Raw genomic sequence first — 15311 nt, forward strand, 5'->3', positions numbered from 1 at the left:
GCGATAGCCACTGACGCTAAATCAATCCCTTACGTATCTGGATTGGTTAAAAAATGTGCTTAACGTACAAACATTTCCGATCCCTAAACTGACCCTGTAAGTATCCCAGCTTTAGTTCCAGGCACTTTTTGAGATTTCCGGTTTCTTTGTAAGCATCCCGGTAAACCGGACCAACCACTTTTTGAGCCATCTTAAATGACTCAAATGTGTCTAACAGCGGGGAGCAGGTCAATCCGTAACCCCCCTGTTTATAATGGTCACGCGGTCAGAGAAAATACGCGCGACAGCCTCCTCGCTGTCCAGAAGTCCATCGCCTTCGGCAACGATAAACTGCGCGGCGCCGGATGCAAGGATAATCAGACATTTTGTGTTCTTGTCCTCATAGAGGATCCCTCTGACGCTGAAAAGCAGGGCACTGATCGGTGCGTCGGGTAATCGCGGGTCTTCGTGCGTCATTTCATCAACAAAAATTGGAGACCAGGCATTTTTTTCATTAAAGAGAGAGTCTCGGCATGGTGAAATCCTAACTGTGTGATGGCCTGAAATGGGCACGGGAAGGATAGGTATATCCGTTGACGCGACCACGGGCAGGATGCGGATAATATTGTGAATGCTCACGCCCAGCACAAGGGCCATAAGCAGCCACAGCAGATGATGGCAAAGCGAATGGTGAGAGAACATACGCGTCATTGAATTTTAGCATGCAGAGGGAAGCTCGCGGATGACGGCAGGCTTTTATTCCCGTCGTCGGTCATAACGGTTTAGACCCCTGCCAGGGAGTGCAACAGGGGGTCATTCAGTTTGAGCCCATGATTGGGGATTGTAAAGATGAGTCTGGCGGGCAAATCGTGACGTTCCAGCATCGCCAGCAGTTTATATACCAGTTAGTGGTGATTATTGACGCGTATACGCGGATAATTATCGTTCCAGACTATACGGATAATGTCCTGCTTAGAGGTAATCTGGTTATGCAGGAAAATAAAAAATATTCTTTGTGACTCATTAATAAAAAAAGTGGTGTTATTCTATATTTAGAAAATCAAAGAAATTAATTTTATCTGAAGTTAATAGTTTTGATGTTTTTAATCCGTCATCCCGCACTCTCCGGCTATCATTTGTTGCTTAAGTATTGCTGTTTGCGATTAATAAGTGATTGGTAATCACAATGGTGATTCAATGCGTGCTGACTAAATACGGTTTCAGGCTCTCAATTTAAACGAACGTCTTTGCTGATAAAAGAGGGTGCAATAACGAATAACAAATTAACGATTTCTGATGACTTATTCCCCTGTGAGCTGGATTCGTGAGTCGTTCTCGCCGGCCTTATTTGCCTGGAGGTAGAAGCTGAAAGGTCAGTCGCGCCGCCCGGGCTCTCACAGGTTTTAACCCGAATTCGCTCCAACGTATTGATTTAACATTGGGCAACTGCGAATCTCGCAAGGACCTGCCAGCCACGCGCCTGAAATTCCTGAAAATAACGCTTACGCACATTCCCCTCTGATTCAGCAGGCCTCAGCAAGTGTATTTTTGAATCCGGAGCTCATCCCTTCGGGATAACCCTGCCAGGCATTAAAACATGGCGTGCGGTAAATATCCCCGTTACTGATGGCGATGAAATTCTTAGCATTTCAGGCTTTGTGCCCGGCTTAAGTGGGAGTAAAGTATCTTAAAATGACACAAAAATAGTGACTACGTTGTCTGAGGGATGGTGAATGGACGCCAGTATTCGTATTTACAGCGATGAAGACGATGATCGAGAGAGAGCGCTGGCTCACAACAACGCCCGGGATATTTATGCTCATGACTGCGGACAGTTGCCTTTTGGCACGCTTGACCCCAGAGCATTCGAATTAATCGTCCGGGATTTATTTGATGAGAAAAAGGTTGAGGCGACCTGGGACTGGTATGACACGGCCTTTCGGATAAACGATGGATCCGATAACGGTATCGACGTTCAGCTGATGAAAGACCGAGTGATTGCGGGCATCGTGCAATGTAAACGGTACAGTTCGAAAGCGTTTACCATGCCAGAAGTTCGCGATGAGTGGATAAAAATCTGCCTGCGCAGTCTGGTGATAAGTGATTTGCTTCCTCCTGACGGTCTCCCATTTCGCTATATTCTCGTAGTTTCTGATAACGTTAACGGCGAAACACAGCAGTATTTCCAGCGAAACCCTACTGCGCTGGCCGATCTTATCGGCCGAAAAACGGATTACCTCAAAGCACTGGTTGCCGTCCGCGACAAATATGCGTTGCTCAGAAAATCCCCGCTGCTTAAGGAAAAAACCGGACAGGCATTATATGACATGGTGCATCCGCAGTTTGAGCGACTGAATATTGAGCTTTACACCCGTGAATCGCTCTCGCCACTTGTGCGTGCGTCCGACAACCTCATGGGCATCTATTTTCGCCGTGAAGTGTATTTTTCTCAAAAGAGCGTTCTGGATTTTTTCCGGGAGGTTTATCCAGAGGGCGCTATTGCGGCGGATGTACGCGCCATGCATGCAGAAAACGTTTATACCCATTACGGAAATGAAAACCTGTTATCCGCAGGCCGGCTGAACGCATTTATTTTTCCGGCGGGCGAAAGACTTTCTGTGCGTATGCTGGGCGAATTCCTAAAAGATAAAATGCCCGAGGTAGCCGGAAACTATCCGGTCATGCTGGTCTGCCCCGCGAATGCTTTTGACCCTGCTGACCAGTGCTTCATTGATGCGCTTATCAGTGAATGTCAGGGCACCGTTATTTTACAGGCAGGCTGCGGCATCGTGCCCGGTACCGTGCTAAACGCCTGGAAAAACGACGGCTGGCTTTCTGCTGACAGCGAGGGCCTTTACCCGGGAAGGGCTCAGTATCAGGCGGGCTGGTGCTGGGTAAAGTCCGGTGTGGGCGATATTCACCGGTTTATTTTACTGGAAACCTGCGACTGCAATGCCGCTCTGAGTTATGCAGGGCGCGCGCTTCGCCTGGCGTTTAATGATGTGAATCTCTGGCCCGTTCTGAACACCGATTATTACACTCCGGCCGGTTCTTCCGGCACGGTACTGGATGACCGTCTCTCGCTGAGCATTGCTGATGACGGTCACCGGCGACCCAACGTCCTTCTGGTCTCATCATCCTGTGCGCTGACACAGGAGCATTTTAACGCACAAATCCGCCGTTTTGAGAGCCTACGTCAGAAGCGTTTTCTAGGGGTCATTTTCTGCCATCAGTCACAGGTGGAGATTACGGACGGCATACGTTATGCCTCAGGCATTTACCCAGCCAGTGCAGGTGATGATCTTTTGCACGCCGATAACGGGCCGATACCGGCCCTGTTAATCCGGGATAAGAGCGTGACCTCTGCGATGTTTTGCCTTCGGTTTAATTCGGCGGGTGATGAATTTACCGCGACATCCTGTTACATGTGGCAATGGCACAATGGGTGTTTTTACGAGGTAGGCGATGGTATACAGCTTGAGCTTCAGCGGGTGCTGCTGGATCCCTTCACTGATCCCCCGCAATTCCTTGTACAGGAGGGGGTGAATGCATTTCGGCACGCGCTGGTGACATGTAACCCCCCCTATGCCGGCTATTTTGTTCATTATGCACTGAGCGGGCCCAGGTCCTATGTCTATCCGCAGGTGAACACATTCCTTCAACAGCGCCGGGGCATGCGTAAAGTGATCAGAGCGCTAAGCTACCTTTCAATGCACCCCAGCGTCAGCTGGAACGGTAATCATGCCGTGACGGGTCATCTTTTATGGAACGGTGTAGGGACACCTGAGTCCGTGATGGGATGGTTACCTGATGAAATGAGTGACACGCAGGTTGACGCCATACTGACCCGGTGGATACAGGATGGGGGGGAGCATTGCGACCTGAGCGTGTTTGCTGATGTGGAAGAGGACCTGCCTTCACATGGTCGTTCAATCCGACAGGATCTGACTCGCGCCAATATTGCTGAACCCGCGGCGGAGGCTGACTCCTTCGCTGCGCCACGTTCAACGCGCAGAGCCTGGCTTTTCCCCCTTAATCCTCTGCTCAGCCGGACGCGAAATGACGATCCGGCTGAGCTTGAGTGCTATCTAAGCAGTATATGGACGGTAAAAAATGGATAGTCTGATTGCTGAATTTGAAGCAAAAGCGGCCTTTGCCGGATTCTTCAGGAAAACATTGCCGGTGGAATACCTTACGGGTATGTCTGAAGGCAGTCTTTACTGGGAATCCGAATATGCCTGCATGCTGCTGTGGCCTCTAAACGCGAAGCCTGACCAGATGGAAAGAGAATTGATCGTCAGCGAGAAGATTGCGGACGCGATGGCCCGGGCTCGTGAAGGCAAGGGCAGGGTCATCGATGCAAGCGTAGTATATGCGATGCCGTCAGTTCACGGTGTCCCTGACGGCCTGATTACAGAAGTTGAGCAGAATACCCGTTTGGTCAGAAAGCATTTCGTGTGGATGGAAAATGGGGAGTGGAAACGCACCGGTCGCGTCACAATGCTGGGGCTTGCCCCGCTGGAGCAGCGGGGAATCTCTGCCGTAGACCTTAGGGTCACAGGCAGCACGCAAGCGCTTCTGGCTGAATTTGAGTCGGGAAATTCCCCGCGTGCTATCGCCCTGAACCATGGAAGTAAGTGGGAGAGCAGCGATGTATAATCTTCAGATATTAAACGTGACGATCAGCCGGTTTAGGGGAATACCCGGAGAGGTGACCATTCCGCTTAACACGGGACTGACCGTTATTTATGCCGCAAATGGTACGGGAAAAAGCACGCTTTGTCAGGCGGTGGAGTGGTTACTGACGGGCATATTACCTGACGTTTCAGAAAGTTCGCTGACCTGTAAGTGGGGGGATGGAGAAACCTTTGTTGCCGCAGACTGCATTATTAGCGGGCAGCAGTACCGGCTAACGCGCACGCTGAAGGGACTGGAGAAGTCCGACGGACAGGTCATCACTCAATGCAACACCCTGTCTCTTCTTAGCCTGCTCTCTCCGGAGGAAATTGGTGCGGGCAAGAACCGTCCCCAGGCGGTTCTGACAAAGCAGGCCTGGCTTCGCAATAGCCGGTGGCTTTATTCTAATGCCTTATCCCTGCTGGTGGATGAATCGCAAGCCGAACAGCGTTCACAGGTCTTTGCCAACATTCTGGGGTACGGACATCTCATACCCCTACAGCAGTCCATCAACAGTTATCTCCAGTATCTGCCCGGTGTCAGCCAACTGACACAGCGGCTAGACCGTCTCCGGGAAGAGCTCCGCGCCGTCAATGAGGCTGAAAAAGCAAATGAACCTGCATCAGATGCGGCTGAGCTGATTTCGCAGCTTGCCGTCAGCTTGGATTCTGGGCAGGACAGTTCAAATCATGAAACTTTCCTTAAGCGTGCGCAAACGGATATTGCGAAATACAGACGTGAGACGGAAAGTTACGGAGCCGTCTGTCTTGATGTGTCAGCCCGGTGGGAAGCCTTTGAGCATGCATCCGGAGAGGAGCAGCAGTTACGCACCCGAATCCTTGTGCATCGCAGCGCATGGCAGGATGCCAACCAGAGGCATCAGCATGCCGGGGAGCAAAAACGGCGTGACGACGGTCAGGTTCGGGAACTGGAAACGCGGCTGAAATGGATGGCTGCGCAAGGCTCCCCGGCGCAGGATTATGCTCAGATAATGCAGCAGGCGGGCGTCAGCGCAAATCTCCGTTTCACGGATACGCAGCTGCTTGAAAACTATTTTGAAAAGGGTATCCCGTCAGGCGCGTTGCAGGGCTATCACGAAGAACTGAGTCGCTACCTTGAGGTGGCACGCAGCGTGTATGTTTCAGGAGAGGCTCGTGAGGAATGGCAGTCTCGTATCAGGCGCGTGTCGCGGGATGAAGTGGTTGCGTTACGTGTTAAAGCACAACAGGCAGCGGATGAACTTAAGCGGATGACATCCTCGGTCAGGGAGCTGGATGATCAGACCGCTGAACTGCACGCACTGGGATTGCAGCTTGTCAGTCAGGTACAGGGGAACTGTTGCCCGCTCTGCACGCATGACTGGGTTAAAAATGAACGTTTATTAACTGCGTTACGTACGGCCCGCGACAGGCTTTCCCCTGAAGCACAGGCGCTGAATGTGCAGCTTGAGCAAATGCGCAGTGATTATGCGGGCATGGAAGAGACGCTCAGGGAAAAGGAAGGCTTATTGCGTGATGCAGACGCCTTTTCAGCATCCCTTGCCGTAGCGGAGAGCAAGCTCAGTGAGGCATTTAGGGCGCATTGCAATGGTGTCTTTTTTGAGGAGAGAGGAATAACCTCATCGTCACCTGAACAGTTATCTCAGTTTATTGCTCACTTGGAGCTGTCTGCACGTTATGCGGCGTTCAGGGAGAGGCTACTTGCCGCGGAAGCATTTCTAAAGACGGATACAGACGCAGTGGTCGAATTATCCGTCTACGACCGGTGCCAGTCTGTGCAGTCTTCGCTGGCGGAGATAAAGGATGATACTGACATCGCCCTCCGGACGGCGCGGCTGGCGCAGCAGGTATCCGAAATGGGGCTGAAGCAGACCGGGGAAGACGTCTCTAAAAGCCTGCAACAAATAACGGCCGCAGAAGAACAGCTTGTTGCCGTTCTTGCGGACCTTCAGTTCATCCAAACTCAGTGGAGAAAAGTCAGTGCTGCAGACCTGACAAAAGCGAATCTGCTCCAGTGTGAAGAGGCGCATGCAGGCATGCAAAACCGCCTGAATCACTTAGAGACGCTATATGTACTGGCTCAGAGGGCCGTGGATCTGCACAGAACTATTAGTCGCGCGGGATCGCTTCGCACCAGCATTGAGACGCTGGAGCGCAGGATAGGTGAACACACACGCAGAAAGCGGGAAGGTGAGCAGGCCCGTGATGAGCTAGCATCCGAAATCGAACGTCTGACCAGCCTCAGTCTTAAGAATCTCATCGAACCTGCTTCGGAGATGTTTTCACGAATGCATGCCAATGAAGTTTACGATGGACTGAAAGTGGCAAAGGACGGCAAGCTGAGATGGCGGGCACTGACAGGTGACAAAGCGGATGATGAACTTATTACGCAGGATTATTTCAGTCAGGGGCAGCGACAGGATCTTGCACTGTCCCTGTATCTTGCCAGAGCAAGGACCTTGGGGGGCACCTTCTTCCTTGATGAGCCTGTCGCTCACCTGGATGATATGAACCGCGTGGCTATGACGGACATTTTCAGGATGCTGACGATGCAGGAGAAGGGGCTTGGGTTAGTGTTAACGACGGCAAGCGACCCGCTGAGGCGCCACCTGAGACAAAAATTCTCGGCCCTCTCAGGCGATCGTGCATTGCTGAGCATTATCACCATGAATGGTAACCCTCGTCAGGGCGTCTCTTTTGAAATTGAGCAGTATTAACACTGAGCGTAAACGTCTGGCCTGTGAGGTGCAGGCCCGAATGAATCGCCGCGGGTTTAACAGTGTAATGGTCAACAAAAACTGGCCACCGCTTTAGAGTTTTTCCAGTATCGGTTTTCCGATTCGTTTGGGGGTAACCCACCGTTATATTCATGCGATCTTAGCGAGCTGTAATACCCAACGATATAGTCTGTGATCGCATGAGTTGCTTCGCTAAAGGTAATATAACCTGTCACCGGCACCCACTCATTCTTCAGGCTCCGGAAGAAGCGTTTCATTGGGCTATTATCCCAGCAGTTTCCACGCCTGCTCATACTCTGCTTGATCCGGTATCGCCACAGTAACTGCTGGTACTGCCGGCTCGTATAATGACTACCCTGATCGCTGTGGAACATCACGCCGGCCGGCTTGCCGCGCGTTTCCCACGCCATTTCCAGCGCCTTCATGGTGAGTCTGCTGTCTGGTGAGAACGACATTACCCAGCCCACTGGCTTTCTCGCGAACAGGTCGAGAACAACGGCGAGGTATGCCCAGCGTTTGCCTGTCCAGATATACGTTACGTGGCCGCACCATACCTGATTTGGTTCTGTCACTGCGAACTGTCGTTCAAGGTAATTCGGGATAGCGATGTGCTCATGACCGCCACGTTTATACCGGTGAGTGGGTTGCTGGCAACTGACCAGCCCAGTTCTTTCATTAGTCTGCCAGCAAGCCAGCGCCCCATCTGATAGCCTCTCTGGGTTGCCATGGTGGCGATGCTCCTTGCCCCGGCCGAACCGTGGCTGATGCTATGTAACTCAAGCACCTGGCTTCGTAATACAGTCCGTCTGTCGTCTGGTTTTTCAGGGCGGTTTTTCCAGTATTTGTAGCTGCTGCGATGAACCCCGAACACATGGCAGAGAGTGGCTACAGGATAACGCGCCCTGAGTTTCCCGATTATCGAGAACTGTTCAGGGAGTCTGACATCAAGAGCGCGGTAGCCTTTTTTAATATTTCATTCTCCATTTCAATACGTTGTAGCTTTTTCTTCAGCTCACGTATTTCAATTTGTTCCGGAGTAATGGAAGAGGTTTTAGGTATTTTTCCCTGCCGCTCATCGCGCAACTGCTTCACCCATCGCGTCATTGTGGAAAGGCCGACATCCATAGCGCTGGCTGCATCTGCCACGGTGTAGTTCTGGTCAACGACCAGTTGAGCGGATTCTCGTTTAAACTCTGCGCTGAAATTTCTTCTTTTCATTGGGACACCTGCTTTGTTCTGAGATGAGCATATCACCTCTGTTCAGGTGGCCAAATTCAGTAAACCACTACAAACAGCAGTTCTTGTTTAGGTAAACACTTACCTTACTCGCTTCTTGTAATCAATCCCTAGACATCCCCAACATACACTTTAAAATAAGTATCTATTAAATCCGAAATTCTAAAAAAACAATGCAATCAATCCAGTTCGACCTCCACAAACTTGGATGGAAGGCTTTCGAGGATCTCGTATCATGTATCTTGAAAGAGACCTTTGGGCAGACATTTCAAGTATTCTCTGACGGCGTTGATGGCGGCCGCGATGGGGCTTTCTATGGCACTTGGTCTGGAACTGGTTTCGGCGATGACATCAGCATTAGTTTTACTACTCAATGTAAACATACCAGCAAACAAGATATGAAGCTTTCAAAGGGAGTTGTTAGTGATGAACTTCCTAAGATTGAGCGGCTTGTGAGTAAAGGGCTGGCCGATGTATACCTTTTATTCACTAATTGTTCAGTTTCCGCTGAAACAGCCGCCTTGATGGAAGAGGACATGCGGAAAGCTGGTGCAAAGTTCGCAAGGATTTACGGTGCCGAATGGATAAACCACAGCATATCCTTACACCCAAGTCTTAGGCGTATGGTACCCCGAATATATGGTCTTGGTGACCTTTCCCAGATAATTACAAATCAGGCATTCCGGCAAGCAAAAAGTGTTCTCGATTCGATTGCACCAGATCTTGCATGCTTCGTCCCCACAGAGGCATACCGACGTTGTGCACACGCTCTCAGGGATCACGGATTCGTGATGCTTATAGGTGAGCCTGCAAGTGGTAAGACTATGATAGCTAATTTGTTAGCGCTCTCAGCGGCTGATGAGTGGGGGTTGCAAACGCTGATTTTAAGTTCCCCGGAAGATTTGGATAGGCAATGGAACCCAGACGATCCAGGACAATTTTTTTGGGTTGACGATGCTTTTGGATCTAATCATTGTGACTTTAACCGAGTCCAAGAGTGGAATCAAAGGCTCCCTAAGTTGAAAGCTGCTATACATAAGGGAGCGCGAGTGATTTTCACTTCGCGCAGCTATATCTTCCGTGCAGCCCAGAATCGCTTAAATACAAATAAATTCGAGTTGTTTAAAGACAGCCGAGTCACAATTGAAGTTGAGAAACTCTCCGATCCTGAAAAAGCCATGATCCTGTACAACCACCTGAAGCTTGGGAAACAGACTAAAGGATTTAGAAGGGCAATAAAGAATTTTCTACCGTCAGTAGTATCAGTGCCCAAATTTCTTCCGGAAATTGCCCGGAGATTCGCCAATCCACAGTTCACGAATAAGCTTGTGCCTAACGAAGTTGGGGTCGTTGATTTTTTCTCAAATCCCACGGGGATCATGGCAGACATTATTGGTGGGCTTGCACCCGCTGAAAGAGCGGCCTTAGCCCTCGTATTTGCTAATGGAGGGGAACTACCAATCCCACTGCGGTTAGAAAACCCTCAGACAACCAATATCATCACGTCCATGCAATCAAATTTTGGCGACGTGAAAGCTGCATTGTCAGCATTAGATGATTCACTCATCAGAATTAGCAAAACACAAGACGAACACTACTGGAAATTCCGCCATCCAACCATTCGCGATGCTTTCGCAACTGATGTTTCGGGTAATCCAGAACTCATCGATATCTACCTTTCCGGAGTCACAAAGGAAAGATTAATCGAGGAAATCAGTTGTGGGGATATGGGGATTGAGGGGATAAAACTGGTTGTGCCACATAGTATGTTCAACAGCGTTCTGGACATCATCGATCCTAGTGGCAACAGAGCCTCCATCAGTAAGCCAATACTCTCATTTTTGGCAAGCAGGTGTTCACCTGAATTCTTGGGACTTTATTTCAATAACAACAAAACAAAGGCTAATTTGCTTGATTTAATAAACTCTGCGAGAAGATACGATAATAGCCTTACAATATTGGGTAGGCTGAATGCAAACGGTCTACTGGGTGATGAGCTCAGAATAAAAGTACTGGACAGGCTGAGCGTTCTTGCCACAGTAAACCATTCAGATTGTTTCATCGATGCCGACTTTGTCGGAGTTTTACTCTCGCAAGAAGAGAATGCAGCCAGGCTTTCAGTCCAAAAAGTCGGGTTTTACTCTAACATGAATGAAATAATCCAAGATATAGAGGATTCCTGGGGTACAGATGATGATGTAGACGAAGCATTCTACGATGTCACACGCCTTTTGGAGCGATTTCGTGACGAGAACAATGAACTTTATTGTGCGGATTTTTATGATGAAGATGAATGGCAAAAATCTGAACAATTCATCCGTGAAATCGAAGCTAAGAAAGATATGTTGAAGCAGAAGCAATCCGAGGCAGTGGATTACGAAGAATTAGAAACAGAAGAAGCCCAGAGTACAAATTTGTCTTCAGGACGAAGTATTTTCGACGATGTTGACGAGTAAAATCTTAGCATGATTATTAGTAATGATTGAGGTCTAAAATGGATTGGGAAATATTTAAACTCTCTCTTGCACAGCGAGACCTTACGGGTCTTGATTCAGAATTTACATTGTCAACAAAGCGTTTAGTTTCCCTTTTTAAAGCAGATGGGGCACATCTTAATAAATGGTGGGTTATGACCCCGGTAGAGTGGATTTGCCCCTGCTGCAGAAGGAAAAAATCAGAAATAGTGAGGCTGAATAAAAATAATTTTTTAAGCTGCCAACTACATGAACATCATGACCATATGAAAGAGGTCGTAAAGTCCCTTTTTGAGGAATTCTCAACAAAGAAGAAAACTATTGTTGCGGATGCTCTCTCTGAACGATTTGCCATAAAGACAGCATTTTCTTTATCAGCCTATGACAATACGATAATATGTTCTGACTGTAATAAAGCCGATGCTGATGCTAAGCGCTTAGTTAAATGCCATCGATTTTTTTCATTTTCACCAACGGAGATATCGGAATTTATTCATGTTGCCAGTAATCGCGAACATCAAATAAATGCTGAGGCCGCAAAAAAAGTGTGGGAGAGGGTAGAGCCTGTATTTAATATTCGCATGGATATGGCTAGAAAATTTGCAACTATAGCTGCCGAAAAACAAGACTGGTATCAACCATCAGAAAAAACTGCTAAACAGACAGAAACTTTAGCCAGGCATTTTTTTAGGATTAATGGATTGTTAGAGTTTGATCAGTATTGGCCTGAAAGTTTACTGTATAACACTGAAGTTTTTAAAGGAGCAACTAACTCTTGGAGGATGAAAAAAAGTTTTATCGCTAAACGTGAGCCAACATCAAATGAGATTTCCCACCTTTCCTCTACTAGGGGGAAATATTGGAATAGATATGATGAGCGATGGGTGTGCCCTTGTTGCAAAAGAATTAAAATTGAGTGTGTCAGAGCTTCGAAGAAAAATCCTTGGGTACTTGAAATAAAGAAAGTGCCTCTATTCAACTCTGAGAAAAAAACAGTGGATTATGAGAGCGCAGCAATGTGTGCAGATTGTATTGACTCAGTAATACATTTAGGTCGTGAGGCTTTAATTTTAGCTGGTTCAGATGCAGATTTTCCAAGCTCAGTTATCACATTACAGGAGTTGTCTTGTATAATAATACCTCGGCCCTACTCCAAACATACTTTAAGAAATGATTTAATAGATGAAATGTTGCCATCGATTATTGAGAGATGCTCTGTTTTTTTCAAGGGCGTCCAAAAATAGTTGTAATTAAATTGGCGATTCAATCACGATAATTTCTGAGAATGAATGGTTTTTATCGAAAATAAACATTATTACATCTTAAAAAAATAAAAGACAAGCTGAAATTATAGAGTAAGTTGCTCTACTTTCTCAGGATTTGAAATAAATAATATATTTTCATTTATTGTCATTAATATTCAATGCGGAACTGAAAATCCAGATGATGACTTCTCGAGCAAATTAAGAATTTTAAAAATAGTCCTAGAGTATATTTATTATAAAATTAAGGGTTAGATTTTTTTCAAAAAATTACTATTCATAAATTTTCTACAGCTGCTACATGTAGCAGGCCCTGTAAGAGTTAACGCCCCTGCTTTTTATTTTACTTTTTAGCTCGACCTTATTCCTAAGCCAATCAAACCACTACACATCTCTAGCCTTAGCTTCTTTCACCGATACGGAGCAAGGGGTGCTACGAATGGGTATTTAGAATCTGGTTTTTCTCCCATGTGATTTCCGTTCCCGTATCAGCTTCCGGTTAATCGTTTCCCAACACAACCCGTCCTGCAAGGGTAAATGGCACGCATTCTGCGCCCTTGCATGCCGGAACGATGCCGGGAAAGCGAACCGTCAGGCGATACGAAGACGAAAATCAAACCACTGGCGGAGAAAAAACCATGACTATTTCCCTGCATACCCAGACTAGCGCCGCTAACACCGCAACGGCGACCAGCTTATCCCCGCTGGAGCAGTCAGGCTCCTCAAAAACGAAATTTTCCAGAACCAAAACCGATATTTATCAGACAGTCACTCACAGCATCATTTCTGCCCTTGAAACAGGCGTTAAGCCGTGGTCCTGCCCGTGGCAGCGCGTACCAGGCATGTCAGGATTACCTTCAAACTACGCGACTGGTGCTGCTTACAGTGGAATGAATATCATGTTGCTATGGTGCAGTGCCTCAAAACAGGGATTCAGTGATTCGCGCTGGATGACCTACAAGCAGGCAAAAGCGGAAGGCGGGCAGGTGCGCAAGGGAGAACACGGCACTACCGCCATTTTCTATACCACGCTGGAAAAGGAAAATGACGACGGAGAAACTGACTATATCCCGATGCTGAAGACGTTCACCGTGTTTAATGTTGAGCAAATTGATGGTTTGCCTCTGAGTGACGAGGCCGTTTGTCCGGCAGAGACCTTTGAGCCGTTACCGCGTGCGGAAGCGCTTTTCCGTAACAGTGGTGCAACCATCATTGAGAAGGGACAAAACGCTTTTTTTGCACCGTCAACCGATGAAATCCGTTTACCGGAACGTTGTCTTTTTATCGATGCTGCCAATTTCTACGCCACCGGCCTGCATGAGCTGATTCACTGGAGCGGGGCAAAAAGTCGGCTGAACCGTGAAATGAAAGGGAAGTTTGGCAGTGAGGGGTATGCGTTTGAGGAGTTGATCGCCGAACTGGGAAGCGCGTTCCTGATGGCGGATCTGGGGATCGTTGGAGAGGTGCAGCATGAAAGCTATATCGCTTCCTGGCTGAAAGCACTGAAGAACGACAAACGCTATATTTTCAAGGCCGCCAGCGCGGCATCCAAAGCGCATCGTTATTTGGTGGATAAAGCCTGAGGGAAGGGGGAAAGAAGCCACAAAAGAATGTAGCTTTAATCTTGTAGGTAAGTGGGCAGAGTAAAGCTTGTTTCAGGGGGGTATAATTCCCCATGAGAATTTTCCTGGTACTTGATGCCAGGAAAATTCTCAGGCTGCAGGGCGGGCGGCAAAGAGCCCGCTCAGCCCTTTATAAATATTGCCTCAGACTTGATCTGGCAGTGTTCTCTGTTAAAACAAGATTCAACCTTACAGTCGGTAACGACCTAAGGTAGAGGTTTCAAAAGCTTACTTTTATCGAAATGTATGAAACAATGGGGAGCAGCTCAGCTGAGCAGTAGACACTAACTGGTACATAATGCATGCGTATACTCAAAAAAACTGCATTTTCGGTAGCCATTTTGTTAAACTGAGAGGAAATGAAGAAAATAAATTATTATTACCATGAAAATTAAAAACAAAGCAGCAATAACCTATTCTCTGATAATTCTATTTTTTGCTGCAGTATACTATTTTACTTGGTTAGTTTATCCAGACTCATTCATAAAAAATAACTCCCTGAATTCCACTCCCATTCATAATGCTATAAACTTAGCGTTTTCGTATAATGGTGAAATTCATGAAGATTATGATAATATTTCAAACGAGGACTTTTCCAAAGAGACATTGAAAGCAAAAAAAGAATTTGACATAATAATTAGTCAAAACATTAAACTTGAAAGTATACTATCCCAGCAAGAATCAAAACTAAAACTAATAAACGTAAATTTGTCAAAAGCATGGGCTAGGAATACACAGGCGTATGTGGATGAAGCGTCTCTAAAACATCACAAGGAGCTGAATGCTAAAGAAAGTGAGCTTAAGGCTATATTGTCACAGAAGAATAAAATTCAAGAAAGCCAGTTTAATATTATATTGGCTGATAAAAACATCGAAATATCGGAAGTTAAACTCAGGATAGCAACTTCAGAACTCGATGCTTTAGAGTATGTTTTGTCACATGTTGGTGACTTCAATGATCCAAAGCTCGTTTCTGAATTAAGTGCCGCCAATAAAATAATAGATGACACAAGATCTAAATTAATTATAAACAACAAAGAAATGATAAAAATAAGAAATAATGTGCAAGATTTGTTGAGTAAACGTCAAAAGGAAGATCTAAACCTTTGGGATTTCGCTTTTTACAGCATTGGAATATCAACAACGACTACATTTGGTGATTTAGTAGCTAACTCAAGATTAATCAGAATGCTAGTTTGCATACAACTGTTGTTATCTATTTTGGTGCTAGCCAACGTAACTCAAAGTTTCTTGTCAAAAAATAAAAATTCACGATGGTCCATAGGACCTAACTGTTGTTAGATGGGCGACGTCCGCTCTTGGC

8 protein-coding genes and 1 pseudogene are annotated in these 15311 nt (G+C 47.0%); 7 read left to right on the forward strand and 2 right to left on the reverse strand.

The window, feature by feature from the left end; translation table 11 throughout:
- Window positions 1–228 precede the first annotated feature (228 nt).
- The gene (locus CPA59_RS08535; RefSeq protein ID WP_107759090.1) at window positions 229–690 is read right to left on the reverse strand and encodes a hypothetical protein; all 462 of its coding nucleotides are present in this window, start codon (window positions 688–690) and stop codon (window positions 229–231) included.
- A gap of 1022 nt (window positions 691–1712) precedes the next feature.
- Between CPA59_RS08535 and CPA59_RS08545 the strand changes: the two genes are divergently transcribed.
- Genes CPA59_RS08545 through CPA59_RS08555 form a run of 3 tightly spaced genes read left to right on the forward strand, consistent with a single transcriptional unit; the run spans window position 1713 to window position 7372 of the window.
- Entirely contained in the window at window positions 1713–4100 is a 2388-nt protein-coding gene (locus CPA59_RS08545; protein WP_107759092.1) for an ABC-three component system protein, read from the forward strand.
- A complete protein-coding gene (locus tag CPA59_RS08550; protein WP_107759093.1) occupies window positions 4093–4638 on the forward strand; it encodes a hypothetical protein in 546 nt (181 codons plus the stop codon). The genes CPA59_RS08545 and CPA59_RS08550 overlap by 8 nt, the downstream gene beginning before the upstream one ends.
- Window positions 4631–7372, forward strand: a complete 2742-nt coding sequence (locus tag CPA59_RS08555; RefSeq protein WP_255412283.1) for an AAA family ATPase — start codon at window positions 4631–4633, stop codon at window positions 7370–7372. The genes CPA59_RS08550 and CPA59_RS08555 overlap by 8 nt, the downstream gene beginning before the upstream one ends.
- Window positions 7373–7443: 71 nt before the next feature.
- Here CPA59_RS08555 and CPA59_RS08560 read toward each other — a convergent pair.
- Window positions 7444–8611, reverse strand: a pseudogene (locus CPA59_RS08560) (IS3 family transposase).
- A 260-nt stretch (window positions 8612–8871) separates the two neighbouring features.
- Here CPA59_RS08560 and CPA59_RS08565 point away from each other — a divergent pair.
- The 4 genes from CPA59_RS08565 (at window position 8872) to CPA59_RS08580 (ending at window position 15289) form a co-directional block, all read left to right on the forward strand.
- Complete coding sequence (locus tag CPA59_RS08565) at window positions 8872–11085, forward strand: AAA family ATPase (protein ID WP_255412284.1); 2214 nt, start codon at window positions 8872–8874, stop codon at window positions 11083–11085.
- 38 nt (window positions 11086–11123) lie between these two features.
- Complete coding sequence (locus CPA59_RS08570) at window positions 11124–12347, forward strand: hypothetical protein (RefSeq protein ID WP_255412285.1); 1224 nt, start codon at window positions 11124–11126, stop codon at window positions 12345–12347.
- A 656-nt stretch (window positions 12348–13003) separates the two neighbouring features.
- Window positions 13004–13948: an ArdC family protein gene (locus CPA59_RS08575; RefSeq protein ID WP_107759097.1), complete on the forward strand. Its 945-nt coding sequence runs from the start codon at window positions 13004–13006 to the stop codon at window positions 13946–13948.
- A gap of 423 nt (window positions 13949–14371) precedes the next feature.
- A complete protein-coding gene (locus tag CPA59_RS08580) occupies window positions 14372–15289 on the forward strand; it encodes an ion channel (RefSeq protein ID WP_107759098.1) in 918 nt (305 codons plus the stop codon).
- Window positions 15290–15311 lie beyond the last annotated feature (22 nt).

The organism is Dickeya sp. Secpp 1600 (genome assembly GCF_003049805.1).
Classification (GTDB): Bacteria; Pseudomonadota; Gammaproteobacteria; order Enterobacterales; family Enterobacteriaceae; genus Dickeya; species Dickeya fangzhongdai.

What these genes read in the sequence shown, in the direction of transcription:
- CPA59_RS08535 (WP_107759090.1), bottom strand. Translation starts at nt 690, where the DNA reads ATGACGCGTATGTTCTCTCACCATTCGCTTTGCCATCATCTGCTGTGG.
- CPA59_RS08545 (WP_107759092.1), top strand. Translation starts at nt 1,713, where the DNA reads ATGGACGCCAGTATTCGTATTTACAGCGATGAAGACGATGATCGAGAG.
- CPA59_RS08550 (WP_107759093.1), top strand. Translation starts at nt 4,093, where the DNA reads ATGGATAGTCTGATTGCTGAATTTGAAGCAAAAGCGGCCTTTGCCGGA.
- CPA59_RS08555 (WP_255412283.1), top strand. Translation starts at nt 4,631, where the DNA reads ATGTATAATCTTCAGATATTAAACGTGACGATCAGCCGGTTTAGGGGA.
- CPA59_RS08570 (WP_255412285.1), top strand. Translation starts at nt 11,124, where the DNA reads ATGGATTGGGAAATATTTAAACTCTCTCTTGCACAGCGAGACCTTACG.
- CPA59_RS08575 (WP_107759097.1), top strand. Translation starts at nt 13,004, where the DNA reads ATGACTATTTCCCTGCATACCCAGACTAGCGCCGCTAACACCGCAACG.
- CPA59_RS08580 (WP_107759098.1), top strand. Translation starts at nt 14,372, where the DNA reads ATGAAAATTAAAAACAAAGCAGCAATAACCTATTCTCTGATAATTCTA.